Here is a 20,800-nt window from a genome sequence, read left to right as displayed (position 1 = left end):
CTTATTTTCTAATTAGAATGTTTCAGATGTTGTTTTTGCTTGCATGTGAAGAACAAGATAATCCGGTCCGCCTGCTTTTGAATCCGTTCCTGACATATTAAATCCGCCAAAAGGCTGGTAACCAACAATCGCTCCTGTACATCCTCTGTTAAAATACAAATTTCCAACATGGAACTCTTCACGAGCGCGCTCAATATGCTCGCGGTTGTTTGATAATAAAGCGCCTGTTAATGCATATTCTGTATTGTTTGCAATCTCCATCATATGATCAAAATCTCGCGCTTTAGAGAATGCTACTACCGGACCAAAAATTTCTTCTTGCATGAGACGAGCTTTTTCATCTACATCCGCAAAAATAGTTGGCTGAATAAAGTATCCAGTTGAATTGTCTGCTTCTCCTCCCGCAACAAGCCGTCCTTCTTCTTTTCCAATTTCAATATACGATAATACTTTGTTATACGACGCCTCATGAATAACAGGTCCCATATAAGTTGAAACTTCTTCCGGGTTTCCAACGGTTAATGTTTTTGTTAGCGCAACTGCTTTTTCAAGCACTTCATCATACACATCTTGATGCACAACAGCACGAGAACCAGCGGAGCACTTTTGCCCTGCAAAACCAAATGCAGAGTATACAATTGAAGAAGCAGCTAAATCCAGATCCGCATCTTTGTCTACAACCACCGTATCTTTTCCGCCCATTTCAGCAATAACGCGTTTTAGCCATTTTTGGCCCGGCTGTACTTTTGCTGCTCTTTCGTAAATGCGGCAACCTACTGCGCGCGAGCCGGTAAACGAAACAAAACGTGTTTTTGGATGTTCAACTAAGTAGTCACCGATTTCAGGTGTAGCACCAGGAATAAAGTTTAATACGCCTTTCGGTAAACCTGCTTCTTCCATTACTTCTACAAATTTCGCTGCTACTACAGGAGTGGCATCAGCTGGTTTTAATAAAATCGTGTTGCCTGTTACGATAGCTGCTGCTGCTGTTCCAGCCATGATAGCTAACGGGAAGTTAAATGGTGAAATAATAATACCTACGCCAAGCGGAATATAATTGTACTGATTATACTCACCTTCTCGACTCTGTACTGGAGAACCATCTTTTAACGTCAGGACTTGGCGTGCGTAGTACTCTAAAAAATCAATTGCTTCTGCTGTATCAGCATCTGCTTCGTTCCAAGGCTTTCCTGCTTCTTTTACAAGATAACTAGAAAATTCATGCTTTCTGCGACGGATGATGGCCGCTGCACGGAAAAGAATATCCGCGCGATGTTCTACTTTCCATTTTTTCCACGTTTCAAAAGCTTTTAAAGCTGACTGCATCGCTTGCTCTGCTAGATCTTTATTTACTGTAGAGACATATCCAATCACTTCTTTTATATTCGCTGGGTTAACAGACGTAATTTTCTCTTCAGTTTCCACTTTTTCACCGTTGATCACAAGCGGGTACGTTTTGCCCAGCTGTGTATTTACATATGTTAATGCTTCTTGAAATTCCTTTTTATTGTTTTCGTCCTTAAAATTTGTAAATGGTTCATGAGAATAAGAAACTACCATGATATATACCTCCTAGTATGCAAATCTTTGTTTACTTTATAGTTATGCAAATAGCGTGCCAACTTTTAATAAAACTTTACAGCCTATTTGTCATCAAGGTTTTCACCACTTATATCATTCTTTCTTTTTGATAAAGAAAAAAATAATTTGCAGGTGTTTATTTTTTTTGCACTTCAAACGCCAATATATTTTGCATAAGAATATATTGAGACATACTTAAATCAACAGCTAAGAAGCAGCTACCTACGTTTACGCTACAAACGAAAAAATCCGAACGAGTTTGATTCTCCATCAAGAATCAAACTCGTTCGGATCTTCCTTCAACTACAATGCTTTTGTTCCAGCCTCTTTCTATTCGTTTATAAAGTTATCTCTTCGTCATTTGAATGGTTTTACAGGATTGTCTTTTAATCATTTTGTGAGGAACGCGCACTTGTTCTGCAACAGCATATGGCGTTTCAATCTGCTTAATCAAGCAGCGTACAGCCTGATAACCAAGTTCAAAAATATTAATATCAATAGATGTGAGAGCAGGTCTAGCCATTTCGGCGATCAGAACATTATTAAAACTGACAATCGAAATGTCTTCAGGAACCGAAATCCCCATTTCATCCAATGTATTTAAAACGCCTAATGCCATTAGATCGTCTGCTACTACCAGAGCCGTTGGACGTTCTTTTAGAGATAAAAGTTCGCAAACAGCTTCTTTTCCTCCCTTCTGTAGAAATTCTTCATGAATTACATACTCGTCCCGGTAAGGAATGTTTGCTTTTTGAATCGCTTTATCATAGCCTGTTAAACGGTCAATGGTAACGACTAATTCAAGACTTCCGCCAATAAAAGCAATACGCTCATGTCCAGATTCAATTAAATATTCCGTCGCTTCTTTTCCAGCTTTAAAATTATCATTATCAACAAACGTGATGCTTTCACTATGTTTAAACGGCTTTCCAATAACTACAAATGGCACGCTCTGTTCTTGCAAATAAGAAAGTACTTGATCATCAACTTTGGAGTACAGCAAAATTAATCCATCCACTCGTCTTCCCTGTACCATTTGAACAACTTCTGCAAAAATCTCTTCTTCCGTTTCTCCAGTGGACATATAAATCGCTCTTTTGTTTTCGTGAGCTCCGGTGCTGATTCCTCTTAGCACTTCGGGAAAGAATGGATTCTGAAACACCTTGTCTGCTGAGCTCGGCATCACTAGGCCGACTGCCTCTGTCGTTTGATTTGCTAGACTTCGCGCAATAATATTTGGGTGATAACCAAGTTCTTTCATAGCCGATCGCACGCGCTGTTTTGTTTTTTCACTAATTCTTGAGCTGTCTGCAATGACGCGAGATACCGTCGAAGGGGCTACATTTGCTAAATTTGCCACATCTTTTATTGTTACACCCATAATTCCACCTCTTAATTATGTTTTCTTCATTAATACTTATCCAATATAATTTGACAACTACGACGCGCTGTCCTTTTTACGAGATTGAGAAATTTTCTTTTCTTTTCTTCTTTTTGAAGATGCTTTGTACAAAAAGATGCCAAATCCCGTATAAACAGCAGCAACCGCTGCGATATATCCAATATTAAACCCTGACTTTTTCACTACTTTATATACATTTGTGGTCTCAGGCTCCAATGAAATGTTGTATACATCGTCAACGGGTCGTATAATTCCTTCCGTTATTAACCCTCTTAGTTCATTTTCTTTTCCAACTTTTTCAAGCGGGACATTAATGGCCGACGTTTCCTTTGTATTATTAATCACAACAAACGTCGTTTCGTCCTTATACCTTCTCTTGTATACAGCCACACCTTTTTGCTCAGACACAAGGGTAAAGCTTCCTTTTCGAAGAGAAGGCGACTTTGCTCTAAGTTCAGACAGTTTTTTTAAATGATCTATAATATCGGGATTAGCTAAAAAATTCATCATGCCATAATTTTCTGCTCCCTTTCCCCCATTCAGCGCAATTTCCGTTCCATAAAAAACGATTGGTACACTCGGCGAAGTATAAAGATAGGAAAGCCCTTGCTTTGTTCGGGCTCCAGGATGATTTTCACTCTTTAATGCTTGTGCTGTAAAACGTGTGCTATGAACATCATCTAAAAAATTGGCTAAAGGCTGATTACTTTCTTTTCCCCACTTGTCATACAACATTTTCTGCGGACGATTAGTACCGCTAAACGTAGCAGCAGTGGCTTCGGCTAGCGTTCTATCTACAAGCAAATCTACTCCTAACGAATCAGCCTGCTCATTTTTTTTTAATGGTTGCCCGTTTATTTCTCCTATTAATAGAAAAGAAGGATCCATGCTTTTTAGCGTCTTAGAAAAGGATGAAATAAATGCAGAAGGAGCTTGATCGATATCTTTAACGTAATATCCGTCAATATCTGCTTGTTTGCTCCACCAAGCAGCATTTTTAATAAGGTATTTCTGCACAGCGCTTTCTTTTAAATTAAGGTGAGGCAATGCTTTAATTACTTCGTTATCTGTACCCGATTCATTACTTATCCATGTTTGTTTTTCTTTATCTGCTACCCAGGGATGATTGTTACTGATTGTCAAAGGAAATTCGACCATAATTTTTATATTGCGCTCATGTGCTTTCTTCACAAGATTTTGTAAGTCTTTTAACGTTCCAAAATGATCGTCTATTTTATAATGGTCGGTCACCGCATATCCATGATAGCCTGTCTCATCATTTTCTATAAAAGGAGTTAATAAAACAGCGGTAAATCCCATCTCTTGAATATAGTCTAACTTTTGTGCTATTCCCTGTAAATCGCCTCCATAATAGGCATCTGAACGTTCATAGTTAACATTTCGATCATTCTGTTCACTTCCGTTATAAAAACGGTTGATCATCAATGAGTATATTACCTCATCACGTATATCTTTATGATCTTGCGCTGAGGCACTGCTTCCAAAAAGCAATAATAGTATAAGCAGCATACTTGTCCTTTTCCATTTCATCTATTCCCCTCCTATAGACGAACTGTTTCAAACTCACTTTTGTTTCCATTATAACGTTAACGCTTACATTATTGTTAAATAAGTTGATAAAAACAAAAAAAGTGATTAAAAGTTTTTACTTTTAATCACTTTTTTCCATCTATATACTGCTATACCGTCTCATTTACGTTCGAGATATGAGGTTTATCCGATACTTTAACAACTTTATTTAATCGATCAATCAATCCAACACCAAATTCAGGATGAAGGTTACCATCTTCTGTCGCTACGAAACTTTCACGAAATTCGTATGCGGATGAACCGTGTTCAGCAAAATCTAAACTAGCAATTTCTTCTTGGCTGAGACTTTTTTCTTATTTACATAATAGTTAACGTTTTCATATCTTTTCAAAAAAAAGTAACGCAAAGGAAAAGTAATTCCTTTGCGTTACCCCGTAGAAATAGATGTCATAATTTTCTTTTTCACTTGGCTTGTGACAAAGTGCTTTTCTGTAAATACGTCATAATTTTCTTTTCGAATTTTATCAAGAATCGCTCGGTATAAATGCGCCGCTCCTGTAAGAGGCAAACGAGAAGCGACCGGATATTTATGAATCGACTGAAGTCCTTTTATATAATACATCTCCGCTTCTTTGGCCAGGTGCTCCCACATCTCTATAAATTCAGAAGTGACCCACCGGTTCTCTAATAGCATGCGCGTATATCCGTAAGAATTCATAAAATCTTTCGGTAAATAAATGCGCCCTCGCTCTAAGTCTTCCCCAACGTCTCTTAAAATGTTGGTCAGCTGCATCGCAATGCCTAATGCAACTGCTTCTTCTTCTAATTCTTTATGAGTAGTTGGAGCTAAAATCGGTAAAAGCATTAACCCTACCGTACTCGCTACATGATAAGAGTATGTTTTCACTTCATCAAGCGTATCGTATTCTTTTTTTACTAAATCCATTCTCTGGCCGGTAATCATATCATCAAACGCTTGAACATTCATCTCATATTGTTCAAATACATTGCGCAGAGCTACCCACATGGCGCTTTCGTTTAATAGTTCTCCATTTTTAAATCGGGCAAATTCTGATTCGAATTGCTGCAGCTCTATTTCAGGGTTGCATCCTTCATCTACAATATCATCGACTTGACGGCAAAATGCATATACTGCCCATACTGCCTTTCTTTGTTTTGACGGCAGCATGGAAAAAGCTTTGTAAAACGTTTTTGAGTTTTCTTTAATAATTTCTTCACACTGATTGTACGCTTTGTCTAACGAAATGTTCATCATATAGGACCCCTTTCTCTATTAAAGGATAAACCATCATTTCCTTATGGCTTACAAGATCTTAAGAAAGCTTTGCAACCGTTTGAACAGATGATTGTTCAATAAGATGATCAGCTAACATTTTTGCCCCTTGCATAACAATTGGCACGCCTCCGCCTGGATGAATAGATGCTCCGACCGCAAAAACATTTTTATATTCGTACGGCTGGTACTGGGGTCTGAATACGCCTGATTGAAATAGCTCAGGAGCAATACCAAAGCTTCCTCCTTCGTAAAGTCCAAATGCTTGAGCATCATTTGGCGTGCGTACTTTTACCCACTCTATTTTTTTACGAAGCTCTTCAAACCCTTTTTCTTCTAAAGTTCGAATGATTCCATCAACAAAACCTTGCTGATTGCTCCAATCAATGTGGTCACCTGATGGAACCGGTATAAGTGCATATAGCACACTTTTCCCTTCAGGGGCTAACGATGGATCAATAACAGAGGGATTAAATGTATAAATAGCGGGATCTTCAGGAATCATTTTATGCTTAAACACTGATTCCATATGTTTAGCTAAATCATTGCCCATAAAGTATTGATGCACATTGTGATGATCATATTTTCTCTTCAAACCAAGATAAAGCAATAGACAGCTGGACGAAGGCACATACTTCTTTTCTTTTTTTCGAGCAATTTTCGCCATATTAGGAAAGTCGCCATTTAAAACAACTTGATCAAATGGATAAAGTTTTTCGTCAACAATAACCCCTTCCGTTTTGTCTCCTGATATAGAAAGCTCTTGAACCGCCTTATTCAAATGAATGTTTACACCTTGCTCTATCAGCGCCTTTTCAAGAAGTGGCACAAGACTTGCGTATCCGCCTTTTACGTAATAGATGCCATGAGCATGCTCACTGTAAGGAACAAGGGAATAAATAGCTGGCGCCGAATAAGGATTTCCTCCAATATAGAGAGATTGCAGGGAATAGGCATCTACTAGACGCTCATCACGGAAATACGTTGAAACAAATTTTCTCATTGATTTATTTGCATCCATTTTTTTTAATGCCTTGATGTTTTGCCATGTCCAAAAATCTCGTTTATTTACAAATGTTTTTTCCAAAAATGCCTTACTTCCTAATTCAAATCGCTTTTTTAATTCAGTCATAAAACGCCGGTAGTTTTGCTGTTCGCCTGGGAACAAACGGCTAATTTCCTCTAACTGATCTTTTTCAGTCGCTTTTTTTGTATAGGTCGTACCGTCTGGAAAATGAATATCATAAAGTGGATCACAGCGTATTAGTTCATATTGAGAAGCGGAAATGCCTGCTTCATCTAAAATACGTTCAAGCATTAAAGGCAGTAAGACAATCGTGGGACCTTCATCAATTTTATAACCGTCTTTTTCTACAAACGCCAACCGGCCGCCAAGCTTGTTTTCTTTTTCGAAAATATCAACAGAAAATCCTCGTTTGCTTAATAACAAAGCGGTAATCAAACCGCCTATGCCGCCTCCAACAATTGCTGTTCTCATAATGCACTCCCCATTTCCTTCATGGTTTTAAACGGCTCATTCAGTAATTGTCCGTCTCTTTTTAAGATGAGCTTTGTCGTAATGCGAGATGATTCCAGAATAGTTGGTAGACCGCTTCCTGGATGAGTTCCTCCTCCAACTAGCCAGCAGTTTTCTAATTCTTCAAATTTATTATGCGGACGCAGCACCATCATTTGAGTGAGCTGATGTCCAAGGTTAAACGTCGCTCCTTTATAGACCAGCACGTCTTCTTCCCACTGCTTTGGTGAAATGATTTTTTCAACTTCAATATGACTCTCTAAATCCTTGAAACCCGTTTTCTTTTCTACAATTTTTAATACTGCATCCCGAAAATCTTTTTGTTTTTCATCCCAGTTTACACCGCTGAAATTATTTGGAACCGGGGCTAAAATATAAAGAGCAGACTTTCCTTCTGGTGCTAAAGTTGGGTCTGTTACACCTGGGTTTTGGATGTAGATAGAAGGGTCCTCTGAAAGAGCTAGCGTTTTTGTGATCTCTTCTACATTTTTTTTATAATCTTCAGCGAACACAATCGTGTGATGAGGCAGATCTTTGTACTGTTTGTCTATGCCTAGATAAATCATGAAAGTAGAACAAGAGTATTTTTTCTTTTCAAGTTTTTTAACTGCATATTTTTTAAGGGTACCTTCATCTATTAAATTCGTCATGGCATGAGCAAAATCTCCATTGATAATGACGTCGTCTGCCCCTATTTGCTCTCCATTTTCTAGAATAATTCCTTTTACTCTCTTATTTTCAATCCATAGTTTTTGGACACCTTGGTTTAAGTGGATGTGCCCTTGATGTTCTTCCACTACTTTTGCCATTGCTTGAGATAGTTGGTTTACTCCTCCTATTGGATGGAAGATACCGTAAGCGTGTTCCATAAACGATAAAATAGAAAAGGCTCCTGGACATTCCCAAGGGGACATTCCCAAGTACTTCGATTGAAAAGTAAAAGCTAATTTCAATTTCTCATCGGTGAAATACTTGCCAAGTACATCATAGAGCGTTTTACCTAAGGATAAATGCGGCAGTGCTCGAATTGCTTCAGGCTTTAAATAGTGATGAAAACGATCCATCTCGCCCTGCAATAAAGGCAGCAAAGCCGCCATCTTTGCTTCGGTGTCTTTCATAAAGCGCTCATAGCCTTCTCCGTTTCCTGGGTATAAACGTTCGATTTCTTCTTTCATCTTTTTATGGTTATCCGTCATCTGAATCTGCGCATCATCGAAAATAAGCTCATACATGGAATTTAGACGCTTTAAGTCCATATATTCATGCGCATTGCGATTAGCAGCTTGAAATAATTCTTCAAAAATCTGTGGCATGCTCAAAAATGTAGGACCCATATCAAACGTATAACCCGACATTTTAATCGCTGAATTTCGCCCGCCCACGTATCCTTGCTTTTCATATACATCTACTTTATAGCCATGACTTGCTAACAGCATCGCTGCCGCTAGTCCTCCTGGACCTGCTCCAATCACGATTACGTTTTTTTGCATACATACACTCCTAACCCTATACAATAGTTATACAAACATTATACAAAGCTTTATTATTAAACACAACGATAAACTGCTTGTCTTTATTCGAATCATAAAATTATCAATAAATTACCAATAACTAAACCATTAAAATATGACGTTTGTACTATTTTTCCAGGGTTTCAGTACACTTTCCCTTTATTCGGTGCTTTCAAGCTTTTATTTTATATCTATGTAAAGTTATACAAAAATAGACTGCGGTCTTCTTCTCTAGTTAAACGTACAAAAAAGAGAAACAGATGACTTTATTTCATAAAAAAAAACCCTCTGTACTGAGAGGGTTCTGTCATTCCACAATTTGAATATTATTGTGATTAAACCAGACGTGAATTTGAGCTAGATGAGCTAGTAGCTGAGGTCCTGTCATTAATTGACCAAACCACGGTGCTTTAAATCCTTCTCCGCCTGTATCAATAATATGCTTTAACTGTTGCTTATCAAAAAATTCATAAAGAGGTGACTGTTTATCTTGTAAAAGAGATTGAAGCCATACAGTTACAGCTTTTGTATAAGCTGGGTTATGCGTTTTAGGATAAGGGCTTTTCTTGCGATAAAGAACGTCATGAGGCAAAATTCCTTCAAGCGCTTTTCGTAAAATCCCCTTCTCTTTATTGCCCGTCATTTTCATCTCCCACGGAATATTCCATGCATATTCCACAAGGCGATGATCTGCAAAAGGTACGCGTACTTCTAAGCTCGCGCCCATGCTCATACGATCTTTACGATCTAATAAAGTTGTCATAAACCAAATCTGATTTAAATAAAACAGCTTTCTCCGCTGCGCATCTTCTAACGATTCACCTTCTAATTCAGGCACTTCCTTTAATGTTTCTTCATATCTTGCACGCACATAATCTTCTAACTGTAATTTCTTTCTCCATGAACTTTGCAGCAAATCAATTCGAGCGTCTAATGAACGCATCCACGGGAAGGTATCCGAAGACAAATCATGTTTTCGGTGAAACCACGGATATCCTCCAAAAATTTCATCCGCACATTCTCCTGATAAGCTCACAACAAAATCTTGTTTGATTTCACGGCAAAACCAAAGCAGCGATGAATCTACATCAGCCATTCCAGGAAGGTCTCTCACCTCTACAGCCTCTGTTAAATGCTGCACAAGGTCCTCCGTTGAAATAATGCAGCGGTGATGATTTGTTTGAAACGTATCCGACATGAGCTTGATATAAGTTCCATCAGAATTTGGCTGAAACTCATTTGCTTTAAAAAATTTATCATTATCTTCATAATCGATAGAATACGTATGAAGAGAGCCCTTGCCGCTTTCTTTGAACGCATTTGCAGCAATTGCTGTAATGGCACTTGAATCTACTCCACCTGATAAAAATGTACAAACCGGGACATCCGACACTAGCTGTCTTACAATCGCGTCTTGCACTAAAAATTTAACTTTTTCTGTAGTTTCACCTAAATCATCTGTATGCTGCTCACTTTTCACGTTCCAGTATCGCCAAATTTTCAACCCGTTACGAGTAAGTGTGAGCGCGTGAGCCGGGCGCAATTCATTTATTTCTTTAAATACGCCGTGGCCGGGAGAACGAGAAGGTCCTAAGCCAAACACTTCTGCTAATCCATCTAATCCTACTTCCGCTTTCACCTCAGGATGAGCTAATATCGCTTTTAATTCCGATGCAAATTGAATTCCACCTTCATAAGATCGATAGAATAAAGGCTTCACTCCCATTCTGTCGCGTGCTATAAATAACTTTTCATTGGCTTCATCCCAGATTGAAAAAGCAAAGATACCGTTAAAATGATCTACGCATGATTCTTTCCATTCTATATAAGATGTTAAAAGTACTTCCGTATCTGAATGTCCCTGAAATTGATAACCTCTTTTTAGTAATTCTTTCCGAATATCTTCCGTGTTGTAAAGCTCTCCATTATAGCAAAGCGTATAGAGCTGTTCATTTTTTTCTCTTGTCATGGGCTGTCTTCCGCCTTGAGGATCTACTACAACTAAGCGTTTGTGCCCAAAAGCAACATGCTGCTGTGTCCATACGTTGGTGTCATCAGGACCTCTTTTCGATAAAGTGTCAGCCATTTTTGTTATTGTTGCTGTTTCATTTAAAAGCGATCGCTTTAAGTCGACCCAACCCGTTATACCACACATCGTTTATCATCCTTTCTTTCACGCTCTTGTTTATGAATGAAATAATGCCATTGTATGCACGCAATAGTTACAGTTGAATTGTCCTTATATTTTATTTTCACTTTCGAGTTATAAAGAGAGCTTTTTTAGGCAATAAAAAAATATGGATAAATTTCACACGGAGGTTTGATTATGAATCATTATTTTAAACAACAAGCTCTGAACAATCAGCCGCGTTCCTTCGTGATTGGTACGGTTGAATGTGTTGATTCACAGTGGATTTTCTTTGAAGATGAAAGTGACGAAGCTTCCATGCTCCATGAAGTAATGGATGATACCTTAGAACTTCTTATTGATACACGCTGGGAAAAAGCCATTATGGTTGATGACCGTCAAATAAAGCTTCACGATGGAACGTATTTATTGCGAAATGGGGATAAGCTAAGACTGACTAAAAAGCTACCTTATGCATACGAACAGCTTCTTCAATCACTACCGAAAGAGACCTTTTTATCATTCACTCAGCACTTAAATTCATTAAAATTCTCTCTTTATGATTGTATTTACTGTCACAACACATTATGTTTTTTACCGACAGACGGTGATACAAAAGGTGCTAATTTTATCATTTATGACAATGAGGAAAAAATTTGTGCCGTTCAGCATTTATTCGAACGAGGCACGCATCACCTAGATCGATTTGAATATACCGTTAATGATGGAGAACGTTCAATGAATCTTTTTTTAGATTAAAGCAAAAGAAAAAGCTATCTTATCCAAGATAGCTTTTTTCTTATCCTAGTACGACATATCCGTAATAGAATACTAAGATAAGCGCAATTACAAGCACTCCCCAGGCAACGCCTGTACGCTTTCTTTTTTCAGTACGAACAAGTACCATTTCCATTCCCACAAGCACTAACACTCCGGCAATTCCTTTAATGAGCGCTGCGCCTTGAAAATGGTACCAAGCTGCTAACATATGCAGACCTGATACTAATACTAATAAGTATAGGAGTCTCGCCACCATATGTAGGATTTTTTGACCTTTAGCTTTACCTGCTCGATGTAAAATCAACGAAACCACAAACGAGATAATTAATAATGTCCAAAGCGTTACATGAATATGTAGTGGAGCCATTCATCTCACGTCCTTTCTGAAAATATCATATCATGAAAACCTTTCCTTCACCAATAATATAAGGAAGGAAAAGGATTTTTAGCGGCTGCGTCCATAAGTAGCATACCGAATGAATTTTTCAAGGGGTCCATCTGAAAATAGGCTCATCCATATCCGGCTTCCCAGCAGTTGAATAAAAATGATAATCCCCGCAATAGCCAAGCCTTCTACAATTGAAATATGTCCGTAGTATCCTAACCCATATGAGTAAAAAAGAAATGTGCATACAATGGACTGGACAATATAATTAGTTAAAATCATTCTCCCCAAAAGGGCAAATGGCTGCATGACTTTTTGAATAGATACACTTCGCATAGCTAATGCGACCAACGTTACAATAAAAATTGCTCCTGCCGTTCCTCCGATTGTATCGTGAATATACGATGTCGCTACATTGTGATCTAAAACATACGGCAATACAGATGATGCTGCATACACGATGAATGAAATAAGACAAAGCCACTTTGTCTCCACTATATATTCTTCTATTTCTTCGAACCACTCGCTTTTTGCCATAAAACCGCCTAATAAAAACAGTGGAAATAGCGATAAAAACAGAAAAGGAACCGTATTTAAATTATACGCGTAGTACCAATCAAGCAAGCGCTGATGAAAGATTGACGCAAAACTTCCGTGTCTATATGCTTGAAGCGCCTGGTCAATAATAGGCTGGTGAATTCCCGCTGCTGTCTCTCCTTCGTTAACAAAAGCCGCTGCTGTTAAAATAACAATCATAATCACAGCATAAATGCTAAATATTCCGATTCCCCACGCTAATAACACTTCTTTCTTTGCTTCTTGAAAAAATAGCATCATCAAAGCGAAGAAGCTGTACATCACAATCATATCACCGTGCCAAATAAATAAAGCATGAATAGCACCAACAAGAAGCAAAGCCGTGATTCTTCGTACATAAAAAGGAGTAAAGCTTACTTGCCTTTCGTATGTACGCTGGAACATTTTCATAAAACCAAATCCAAACAAAATAGCGAGCAGCGCGTAGCCTGTCTGCCCTACAACTACATCAACTAATCCATTAGCAACATAATTCATTCTTGAACCGTCTAACAAATTATGGTCGTAATAGGAAGCAGGTGAATAAAAATTCGGCATGTTCATGAGCAAAATACCAATAAGCGCGATTCCTTTTAATACATCTGCTGCCTCAATGCGCTGTTCTTTATCAGCTGCCTTCATTTTGAAACGTTTCATTCTTTCACACCTTACATTATTTCATTATTGCTTTCACATTATATCGAACGCAAAAGTTTTTCTTCAATGTTTACTATTTCCATTCCTCTCTTTAATGTTTTGCTTACTTTCGGCATATAGATAAAGAAAAAGCATTAATCACCTTTTTGTCTAGGCTTCATATGCTGTTACTAGACTAAATTAAAAGGGTGTTTGCCTATGCCTGCCATTGTTGGTGTTGTTAATCTTAACAGTGTTGGTTCAGCCAGCGTCTTTCATATTGGAGATGTTTATACAATAGCCCCTATTTCCACTGCTAAAACATTTGCTGGCGCAGGTTCGTTTAATACAGGTGACGGATTATATGTTGTGAATCAGCAGAGCTCAACCAATACGTCAGACAATGACGTAAATGATCAAAATGTCGCTGGAAATCTATAATAGAAATGAAGCTCATACAGGAGGATGCTTATGAACTTTTATGTGAATCAAAGTATCTGTATTCAAAGTATGAAAATCAGTGCTGTAAGTAACTCTTCGGTACTTCAAATTGGAAGCGTCGGTGTCATTAAACCAAACTCAAATCTCTTTAATACAGGAGGGTTTACAGGCGCTGCACCTACTGAAACAAAAAAAGGCATTCTTGGATCTGTTTCCCCTTCTACCTTTACTCCCGGAACCGGCGCGGGCACTGCCCCAGCTCCTTTCTCACAGTCGTTAACTCCCCCAGTTCGAGACAACGACTGACATGTTACAACCTTCATCGCCATATGTATATATATAACTATTTTCTTTATCAGAAGATAAGGGAATCGAGGTGATTGAAGGTGGATAACATGGACTATATTCAGCAGGTACATCAGTATGTTCAGCAAATGTCTTCGTATATTGAGCAGCAAGAAGGACGCATTGCTCAGCTTGAAAAAAACGTACAAGAACTTCAGAAAAAAATAAAAGAGTTAGGTGAACAGCCACCTATTAAAATTGATAAAATTGAATATAAATTTGAACAGTTAAAAATTGATTCATTAGATGGAACATTAAATATTGGATTAAACCCTCTTACGCCTGATAATTTAGAAGATATCATTATCAATGAGAAACCAGAAGTAACGTTTTCGCAAGAAGCTCAGCCACAAGGGCAGCCGCCTCAAGGTGAGCAGCCGGGACAACCCGGAGGTCCTGGACCACAAAATCCTAGCTTAAAACCATTGGACCGCCAGCTAGAAAAACAGTGGGTCTCTGATATCCACGAAACGATTTTAGCTGAGCTTAATCAATATGGATTTTCTATGGTTCAACATGTGCTTGATGAGCGCTCGATGATGATTGATGAATCGTACTACGAGTTTATTTTAGAAGATATTAAAAAGCAGCTGCAGCAGCGGATTACTTTTTATATACAGCAAGTTCAGCCGGAAGAAATGGAACGAAATTTTGAACAAATTAAACCTCAAATTATCGGTAAACTTTATGAAGATATGAAAAAAGGAATTGATGCATTTTTAACGTATTTACCTGAATCTTTAAAGAAAGGTGGACCCCCTTCATGAACTTTAACGTTGTAAACCGCGAATTGCTTGTTGGAGACGTTAGTATTACAGGCGTATCTTCTTCTTCTCTTTTTTTAATTGGTGATGCCAATTACATCTCTCTATCCTCAACATTTGATACGCCGGCTGAATCTTTGATTATCGGCCCTTATGTTCCACTATCGTTATCATAAAGGAGCTTACCTATGCTTTCACGCACATCTTCTGTTAATTATATAGAAATTAATTCCTTGTCGGCGAGCTCCTTTTGCCAAATTGGAGATTCAACAGAAATTCATCTACTTAATAAAGCTTTAGCTGATCGGAGACAGTATCCGTTTTTCTACGGTCGAGAAGGAAACTTTGATGATTACGCTATCTTTAATGAGCCTATTCCTCATGGCGATCACGAACCTATTCCCGTTCAAACATGGAATGAAATACCTTTGATCCGCGTTAACAGAATTGATATAAAAGGGTGCTCATTCTCGTCAGTTATTCATATTGGATCAACGTGTAATGTTTATGCAGAAGCCCGCATTAAGCATATTCGCGAACTGATCAACGATGAACCTTCAAAGGAAGCTGAAACAGGAACATCAAGCAGTGCTTCTTCACAAGCTAGCAGCAGTGAGCGAACCTTTTAAAAAGCTGCTCATATACTAAATTAATATCACGAAAAAAGGGTGTGAATCTCATGCCAGCAATAATTGGACCCGTTAGTATCATGAGCGTCGGAGGCGGTGTCGTAACGTTTGGAGATACGTTTTATGTTTCTCCAAAAAGTTCCGCTAAAACAGCGTCAGGCTCTGGTTCTTTAAATACAGGTAACTTTGTTAATACAAATAACGGCATTTCAGGAACAAATACGTTAGATCCAGATTTATTCGATCAAAATATAGCAGCAAACGCTTAAAAAAACCCCTTATCTTTGCTACTAAAGCAGATAAGGGGTTTTTTATTCACTTGGATTTTCGGCTGTTTGATTTCTTTGTTTTAGGTAATTTAGAAGAAGGCTGTTTACGAATCCATTTAATAAAAGAGCTAATTTTAGAATCAGCTTGTAATAAAGAAATCGTATTAAGACGAATGGCTAATTCATCATTTGTATATAATGCATGAATTTGTTTATGACACGGAATACATAAGTTTGCCGTTGGTTCAAACGCTCCGCCCATTTCCTTTGGCGTTAAATGATGTACGGTCGTCAAGACCTCCTGCCTTCCGCATAATTCGCATGTTCCTATCCGCCTGTCTTTTTTCTTCATATAGATTTCCTTCCCTATAAAGTTTCTACTCTTACACTAGTTCCTTTGCCAGAAGGCTCGGATGGCTCAACAATCAAACGTTTTGGCAGACGAGCGCGAAGTTCTTGAACGTGACTGATGACTCCAATTGATAAATTATTTGATTGAAGCTTTTCAAGCGCTGTAACAACCGTATCAAGAAGCTCTCCATCAAGTGTTCCAAATCCTTCATCTAAAAAGAAAAACTGCAGTGGATATTCTCCTCTTAGCTGAATTTGTGCAGATAATGAAAGGGCTAAAGCCAGCGAAGTTAAAAACGTCTCTCCACCAGATAAAGTTGAAACCGGACGTTTTACGCCTCCATTGGCATCATCTCTCATAATAAAGCCGCCTTGGGAATCAACTTCAATGGCATAACGCTGACGTGTTAATATACCCAGACGCTCTGAAGCATCTCGGCTAACGGACATCAGCTGTTCTTCAGCAATATATTCCACGAAAGCATTTCCTTTAAATACTGTTTGAAGCTTTTGATACTGTTCAAATAACGCTTGTTTTTCTTCACGGTCTTGTTCAAGCACTAAAAATCGCTCATGTCGTTCTTTAACGCTTTTTAACGTTTGCTCAGCTGCTCCCTTGAGCTGAACGGCTTCTTTCACAGCCGCTTTTATATCATGAAGCAGCTGCTGAGTTTCTTCAAATTGCTGCTCTTCTATGGACTGGTGATTCAGCTGGATATTTAACTTTTCAATTGATGACTTCATCTGTTTTATGTTGTCCCAATAAGCCTGGACAGTTTCATCCAACAATTTCATCTCATCATGTGATAACAAAGCTTGCTGAACTTCTTTTCCTTCGCTGAATAAAGAATTCCCTATAGCTTCTTCCCATTTTTCAGCTGCTTTTTTATACTGCATATAAGCTGTTTCTAGAGATTCGCTCGCTGCTTTTTCATCCATTTGCAGCGTTTGATACGCTTTTTGAACAGTCTGCCAATGTTGATATGCCTGCTGTTCATTCGTCTCTAACTCCCCAAGTAAAAGAAGTGTTTTTTGCAACGCCTGTTCAATATCTTCTTGATCTGTAAGCGTACGCAAGCGTTCAATTTGCGAGTGAACAAGAGATTGTTTATGAGACAGCATTGCTTTTAATTCTGTAAATTCTTTTTCGCCCGCATATTTCTCTTCTTTTAGACGTTCGATTTTCTTTTGCTGATTTTCAAAAAATACGCTGCTTTTTTCAATTCGAGCCTTTATTGTCTGCTCTTCTTTTTCTCTTTCAGTCAGCCTTTCATTAATTTTTTCCATCTCTTCAAATACAAAGGAAGGATAGTCTTGTTGAAAAGCTTCTTTTCCTTCTTGTAGCACCTGTTTTTGCTGATTTACTTTCCCTTCTAATTCAGCTTGTTCTTTTTGATAATGAGCAAGCTCTAATTCAATCTTTTCAAGACTTTGCTGGACCTTTTGTATCTGCCCGAGAATTGCTTGCTGTTTTTCACTTACCTGCAAATAATCCTGCTCAAGAGATTTGATTTCAACTTCTATTTTCTTAGCATAATGCCCAAAGGCATCTGTATCCATTTCTCCTAAAGCAGGAACTTCGCCAGCTTCGTTCATAAACTCAGCTAACTCAGGTATTTTTTCAACAAGAGGTTTAGCTAGCTGTTCAAGCTGCATTTTGAGCGAAGAATAGCTAAATCGCTGTTCACGCAATTGATTAACTTGATCTTCGAACTGATCCGCTGATTCAGTTGTGATTTCATCTTCATGTTGGTGTAATACGGGGTTAGGGTGATTCTCAGAGCCACAAACTGGACAAGGCTCACCTTGGGTCAGCTGCTCAGCTAATTGATGAGCCAGACGGCGCGACCATTCTTTTTCTTTGCGTCTTTTTAGATCGCTCATTAAACGATCTGCTTGTTGAAAAAGCTGCTGAAACTCTTTTTCCCGCTCACATACGGTGTGATACAAGCCTTGAATATCTGAAAATAACCCTTTACTTTGTTCTATTGTTTGCTGATGTCTCTCTTGGTGTGTTTGTTTTTGTGTGTGCAAATGCTTAAGCTGTTCGGCTTTTTCTTTATACGTTTTTTGACCTTCATCTAGATTTTTTTTATCGTTATTCCATACTTGATAACGATAAAACGCTTGCTGAACTGCCTGCCGATAATCAGGTTGAATTTCCACTTTTGTTAATGCTTCTTTTAACTCTTTTTGAAGAGTCAAGCCTTGCTGATACCGCTTATCTGCTTCCATTAATTCATCATTTTTCGCTTGAAGTGCCTGCTGCTTTTGCTGAAGAGAAACTTCCGCTTCTTTTATTTCTTGCTGTCCTTCTTTAATTTGTTTTTGAAGATCAGAAGCTTGTTGAAGCTGTTCTTTTTGAACAACTAATTTGGGCTGCTGTTCATTTTTTTGTAAGCGAGCCTGCTCATATAAATTATTTGATCGCTTATATTCCTCACTTTTTTGAACAATTTGTGCTTTTAATTTTTCTACTTTATCTTCGTAAAGCTTCTGCTGCTTTTCAGCTTGTTCAAATGTTTCTAAATAGGGAAAAAGACGTTCTGCCTGCTGAGCTTTCGTCACCACATCTTGCTTTTGTCTAATCTCCTCTTCCTGCTTAGAAGCATGCACTAGTTTTTCTTCTATCAGTGCTTTTTCCTGCTGCGCTTTCCAAAGAGACGCCTGCTGATCGTATCTTTCCTGCAAATCAGACGCTTCTTTTTCTCGTTTTTCCAAAAGTATAATGCTATCACTTACAAGCTGCTCCGCTTCCGTTACTTTCTCTGTTGAAGCGTCACCTAATCCCGTTTGTTCTGCCGTGATTTTATCTAGGTCTGTCTTTAGCTGCTGAACTTGATAGCGTATTTTCTTACTAAGCTGATCTCCGTACTGCTCGAGATTAAAAAGACGCTGAAGCATTTGACGACGCTCCGTTCCTTTTAACGATAAAAACTCCGCAAATTTTCCTTGCGGTAATACAACAGCTCTTGTAAAATCATCAATTGTTAAACCAAGAAGCTCCTGTACCTGCTGGTTTACATCATTTGTTTTATCTGCTAATACGTACGTTTCATCTTCGATTTCAATCAATCGACTTGAAGCTGATTTTACACGAAGCTCATCAGTCCGTTTAAAGCTTCGTTCAACAGTATAGCGTTTTTTATGACTAGCGTTTTCCAGCTCGAACGTAAACGATACTTTCAGTTCATTTTCCCCGTGATTTAAAATTCCTTGTGTATTATTGGCTGCACGCTCTACTTTTCCGTATAAAGCTAGTGTAATGGCATCCAAAATGGAGGATTTCCCGCTTCCTGTAGGACCAAATATTCCAAACACACCGCCTGAACACAGCGCTTCAAAATCGACAGTTTGTTTTTCTCTAAAACTGTGAAGCCCCGAAACGGTCAAGTTAATAGGTTTCATTTTTCATCCTCCTTTTCCGATACTTCTTCATCGTTAATCAAGGTTAAAAACAGTTTGACTAATTCAGTATCAGGTGCCCCTCCGCCGGTTTGCCTGCTGTAGAACTTTGTAAACAGTTCTTCGATCGGCACTTCGCGCTGTGAACTTGTTTCAAGTGCTAGTTTTTCTGCTTTGAATACCGGACGGATATGAATAAAGCCTGGATGAAGCTTGCGAAGGCGATGGATTTCTTCTAGTGAAAGTGCATCTTCTACGTGAACTTCTAAATCAACCCATGCCTGCGTATCTTTTTGCTCATCAAGCCACGTATATACTTCTGACAATCCGTTTTTCGCTTTCCAACGTGTCAAAGGCTTTCCGCTGGATAATGGAATTTCAGTCATCTCAATCTCTTTTCCTGGCTTAGCGTCTAAAATGGTAACGGACTTTGCATAGCCTGACTCTGAAAAACTATAGGCAAGAGGTGAACCGGAATATCTTGCAAAGGTGCTGGCGCGATTGATCATTTGCGGGCGATGCAAATGTCCTAATGCTACATATTGAGCATTAGCAGGTAAACTAGTTGCCGCCACCGTATAAGCTCCTCCTACTTCAATTGGACGTTCTGAGTCCGTTGAACTTCCGCCTGCTACGTAAATATGACTCATGGCAATATTAACGCTATCTGTGGTGAACTGCTCACTCATTTTGTCGAAAATACCTTTTACTCTGGCATCATATGAGTTTCGAAGAACCAGCTCATCATTTTCTTCTGCTAACAGTTCCTTTAACCTTGATTCAGATGGGTAAGGAAGAGCCGCAACCTTTAACATTTCATCTGATGTAGGAATGTAAATGCCCTCTACATCGGTAGTAGGCAAACCAAGAAGCGTAATATTTTGATGAACAGCTAATGGAGAAGCCGCCGACAGCCGATCTGGGTTATCATGATTACCTGCAATAACAATAATCGGACGTTTTCCATTGTTGCTCAACCTAGACATACTTTCGTAAAAAAGCTGCTCTGCCGCTGCTGGAGGGTTAACCGTATCAAAGGCATCTCCCGCCATAAGAATAGCATCTATCTTTTCTTCTTCCACAATGTCTGCCAGTTCATCTAAAAACTGTGCTTGCTCAGCCAGGCGGCTTCGACCTTCTAACGTTCGCCCCAAATGCCAATCCGCTGTATGTAATAAACGCATGTCACTCTCTCCTTATTGGTGAAAAAGAAGA

General features: G+C 38.6%; 19 protein-coding genes. 7 read left to right on the top strand and 12 right to left on the bottom strand.

The window, feature by feature from the left end; translation table 11 throughout:
* Positions 1-12 precede the first annotated feature (12 nt).
* The 7 genes from pruA to asnB all read right to left on the bottom strand — a co-directional run bounded on the left by pruA (position 13) and on the right by asnB (position 11,031).
* The gene (pruA, locus tag POF52_RS16310; RefSeq protein ID WP_271993459.1) at positions 13-1,560 is read right to left on the bottom strand and encodes an L-glutamate gamma-semialdehyde dehydrogenase; all 1,548 of its coding nucleotides are present in this window, start codon (positions 1,558-1,560) and stop codon (positions 13-15) included.
* Positions 1,561-1,927: 367 nt separating this feature from the next.
* On the bottom strand, positions 1,928-2,962 hold the full coding sequence (locus POF52_RS16305) for a LacI family DNA-binding transcriptional regulator (protein WP_013055369.1): 1,035 nt from the start codon (positions 2,960-2,962) through the stop codon (positions 1,928-1,930).
* A gap of 57 nt (positions 2,963-3,019) precedes the next feature.
* Positions 3,020-4,534 carry an alpha-amylase family glycosyl hydrolase gene (locus POF52_RS16300; protein ID WP_271993458.1) on the bottom strand — a complete coding sequence of 505 codons (1,515 nt, stop codon included), beginning with the start codon at positions 4,532-4,534 and terminating at the stop codon, positions 3,020-3,022.
* A 427-nt stretch (positions 4,535-4,961) separates the two neighbouring features.
* Positions 4,962-5,810, bottom strand: a complete 849-nt coding sequence (locus tag POF52_RS16295) for a phytoene/squalene synthase family protein (RefSeq protein WP_271993457.1) — start codon at positions 5,808-5,810, stop codon at positions 4,962-4,964.
* Positions 5,811-5,868: 58 nt separating this feature from the next.
* Complete coding sequence (locus POF52_RS16290) at positions 5,869-7,326, bottom strand: phytoene desaturase family protein (protein WP_271993456.1); 1,458 nt, start codon at positions 7,324-7,326, stop codon at positions 5,869-5,871.
* Positions 7,323-8,855 carry a phytoene desaturase family protein gene (locus tag POF52_RS16285; RefSeq protein ID WP_271993455.1) on the bottom strand — a complete coding sequence of 511 codons (1,533 nt, stop codon included), beginning with the start codon at positions 8,853-8,855 and terminating at the stop codon, positions 7,323-7,325. The genes POF52_RS16290 and POF52_RS16285 overlap by 4 nt, the downstream gene beginning before the upstream one ends.
* 328 nt (positions 8,856-9,183) lie before the next feature.
* Positions 9,184-11,031, bottom strand: a complete 1,848-nt coding sequence (asnB, locus tag POF52_RS16280) for an asparagine synthase (glutamine-hydrolyzing) (protein ID WP_176585133.1) — start codon at positions 11,029-11,031, stop codon at positions 9,184-9,186.
* Between the two features lie 171 nt (positions 11,032-11,202).
* On the opposite strand from asnB, the gene POF52_RS16275 reads away from it, so the two are divergent.
* Entirely contained in the window at positions 11,203-11,763 is a 561-nt protein-coding gene (locus POF52_RS16275; protein WP_074893849.1) for a DUF2777 domain-containing protein, read from the top strand.
* A gap of 40 nt (positions 11,764-11,803) precedes the next feature.
* On the opposite strand, the gene POF52_RS16270 is transcribed toward POF52_RS16275, so the two are convergent.
* Together POF52_RS16270 and POF52_RS16265 are read right to left on the bottom strand one after the other, a co-directional pair.
* Positions 11,804-12,151 (bottom strand): DUF1516 family protein, encoded by a 348-nt coding sequence (locus POF52_RS16270; protein WP_013081713.1) that lies wholly within the window; start codon positions 12,149-12,151, stop codon positions 11,804-11,806.
* Between the two features lie 78 nt (positions 12,152-12,229).
* Positions 12,230-13,402 carry a DUF418 domain-containing protein gene (locus tag POF52_RS16265; protein WP_271993454.1) on the bottom strand — a complete coding sequence of 391 codons (1,173 nt, stop codon included), beginning with the start codon at positions 13,400-13,402 and terminating at the stop codon, positions 12,230-12,232.
* Between the two features lie 198 nt (positions 13,403-13,600).
* Between POF52_RS16265 and POF52_RS16260 the strand changes: the two genes are divergently transcribed.
* The 6 genes from POF52_RS16260 to POF52_RS16235 all read left to right on the top strand — a co-directional run bounded on the left by POF52_RS16260 (position 13,601) and on the right by POF52_RS16235 (position 15,829).
* Positions 13,601-13,822, top strand: a complete 222-nt coding sequence (locus POF52_RS16260) for a spore germination protein (RefSeq protein ID WP_013055358.1) — start codon at positions 13,601-13,603, stop codon at positions 13,820-13,822.
* 30 nt (positions 13,823-13,852) lie between these two features.
* Positions 13,853-14,128, top strand: coding sequence for a spore germination protein GerPB (locus POF52_RS16255; protein ID WP_016763006.1), 276 nt, complete (start codon positions 13,853-13,855; stop codon positions 14,126-14,128).
* Positions 14,129-14,217: 89 nt separating this feature from the next.
* The gene (gene gerPC, locus POF52_RS16250) at positions 14,218-14,934 is read left to right on the top strand and encodes a spore germination protein GerPC (RefSeq protein ID WP_271993453.1); all 717 of its coding nucleotides are present in this window, start codon (positions 14,218-14,220) and stop codon (positions 14,932-14,934) included.
* Complete coding sequence (locus tag POF52_RS16245; RefSeq protein ID WP_013055355.1) at positions 14,931-15,107, top strand: hypothetical protein; 177 nt, start codon at positions 14,931-14,933, stop codon at positions 15,105-15,107. Before gerPC ends, POF52_RS16245 begins: the two co-directional genes overlap by 4 nt.
* A gap of 12 nt (positions 15,108-15,119) precedes the next feature.
* Entirely contained in the window at positions 15,120-15,560 is a 441-nt protein-coding gene (locus tag POF52_RS16240) for a spore germination protein GerPE (protein ID WP_271993452.1), read from the top strand.
* Positions 15,561-15,610: 50 nt separating this feature from the next.
* A complete protein-coding gene (locus POF52_RS16235) occupies positions 15,611-15,829 on the top strand; it encodes a spore germination protein (protein ID WP_013081708.1) in 219 nt (72 codons plus the stop codon).
* 46 nt (positions 15,830-15,875) lie between these two features.
* Here POF52_RS16235 and POF52_RS16230 read toward each other — a convergent pair whose 3' ends face one another.
* Genes POF52_RS16230 through POF52_RS16220 form a run of 3 tightly spaced genes read right to left on the bottom strand, consistent with a single transcriptional unit; the run spans position 15,876 to position 20,769 of the window.
* Positions 15,876-16,181, bottom strand: a complete 306-nt coding sequence (locus POF52_RS16230) for an HNH endonuclease (protein WP_176585137.1) — start codon at positions 16,179-16,181, stop codon at positions 15,876-15,878.
* A gap of 14 nt (positions 16,182-16,195) precedes the next feature.
* A complete protein-coding gene (locus tag POF52_RS16225) occupies positions 16,196-19,588 on the bottom strand; it encodes an AAA family ATPase (protein ID WP_271993451.1) in 3,393 nt (1,130 codons plus the stop codon).
* On the bottom strand, positions 19,585-20,769 hold the full coding sequence (locus POF52_RS16220; RefSeq protein WP_271993450.1) for an exonuclease SbcCD subunit D: 1,185 nt from the start codon (positions 20,767-20,769) through the stop codon (positions 19,585-19,587). Before POF52_RS16220 ends, POF52_RS16225 begins: the two co-directional genes overlap by 4 nt.
* Between the last annotated feature and the right edge of the window lie 31 nt (positions 20,770-20,800).

The organism is Priestia sp. AB (assembly GCF_028369225.1).
GTDB classification, from domain to species: domain Bacteria; phylum Bacillota; class Bacilli; order Bacillales; family Bacillaceae_H; genus Priestia; species Priestia megaterium.
Note: the sequence above shows the minus strand (reverse complement) of the source record. Positions and strands in the feature narration are given on the sequence as shown.

Bases quoted from the DNA above. Each gene is read 5' to 3' on its own strand.
- pruA (WP_271993459.1), bottom strand. From the start codon at position 1,560: ATGGTAGTTTCTTATTCTCATGAACCATTTACAAATTTTAAGGACGAA.
- POF52_RS16305 (WP_013055369.1), bottom strand. From the start codon at position 2,962: ATGGGTGTAACAATAAAAGATGTGGCAAATTTAGCAAATGTAGCCCCT.
- POF52_RS16300 (WP_271993458.1), bottom strand. From the start codon at position 4,534: ATGAAATGGAAAAGGACAAGTATGCTGCTTATACTATTATTGCTTTTT.
- POF52_RS16295 (WP_271993457.1), bottom strand. From the start codon at position 5,810: ATGATGAACATTTCGTTAGACAAAGCGTACAATCAGTGTGAAGAAATT.
- POF52_RS16290 (WP_271993456.1), bottom strand. From the start codon at position 7,326: ATGAGAACAGCAATTGTTGGAGGCGGCATAGGCGGTTTGATTACCGCT.
- POF52_RS16285 (WP_271993455.1), bottom strand. From the start codon at position 8,855: ATGCAAAAAAACGTAATCGTGATTGGAGCAGGTCCAGGAGGACTAGCG.
- asnB (WP_176585133.1), bottom strand. From the start codon at position 11,031: ATGTGTGGTATAACGGGTTGGGTCGACTTAAAGCGATCGCTTTTAAAT.
- POF52_RS16275 (WP_074893849.1), top strand. From the start codon at position 11,203: ATGAATCATTATTTTAAACAACAAGCTCTGAACAATCAGCCGCGTTCC.
- POF52_RS16270 (WP_013081713.1), bottom strand. From the start codon at position 12,151: ATGGCTCCACTACATATTCATGTAACGCTTTGGACATTATTAATTATC.
- POF52_RS16265 (WP_271993454.1), bottom strand. From the start codon at position 13,402: ATGAAACGTTTCAAAATGAAGGCAGCTGATAAAGAACAGCGCATTGAG.
- POF52_RS16260 (WP_013055358.1), top strand. From the start codon at position 13,601: ATGCCTGCCATTGTTGGTGTTGTTAATCTTAACAGTGTTGGTTCAGCC.
- POF52_RS16255 (WP_016763006.1), top strand. From the start codon at position 13,853: ATGAACTTTTATGTGAATCAAAGTATCTGTATTCAAAGTATGAAAATC.
- gerPC (WP_271993453.1), top strand. From the start codon at position 14,218: ATGGACTATATTCAGCAGGTACATCAGTATGTTCAGCAAATGTCTTCG.
- POF52_RS16245 (WP_013055355.1), top strand. From the start codon at position 14,931: ATGAACTTTAACGTTGTAAACCGCGAATTGCTTGTTGGAGACGTTAGT.
- POF52_RS16240 (WP_271993452.1), top strand. From the start codon at position 15,120: ATGCTTTCACGCACATCTTCTGTTAATTATATAGAAATTAATTCCTTG.
- POF52_RS16235 (WP_013081708.1), top strand. From the start codon at position 15,611: ATGCCAGCAATAATTGGACCCGTTAGTATCATGAGCGTCGGAGGCGGT.
- POF52_RS16230 (WP_176585137.1), bottom strand. From the start codon at position 16,181: ATGAAGAAAAAAGACAGGCGGATAGGAACATGCGAATTATGCGGAAGG.
- POF52_RS16225 (WP_271993451.1), bottom strand. From the start codon at position 19,588: ATGAAACCTATTAACTTGACCGTTTCGGGGCTTCACAGTTTTAGAGAA.
- POF52_RS16220 (WP_271993450.1), bottom strand. From the start codon at position 20,769: ATGCGTTTATTACATACAGCGGATTGGCATTTGGGGCGAACGTTAGAA.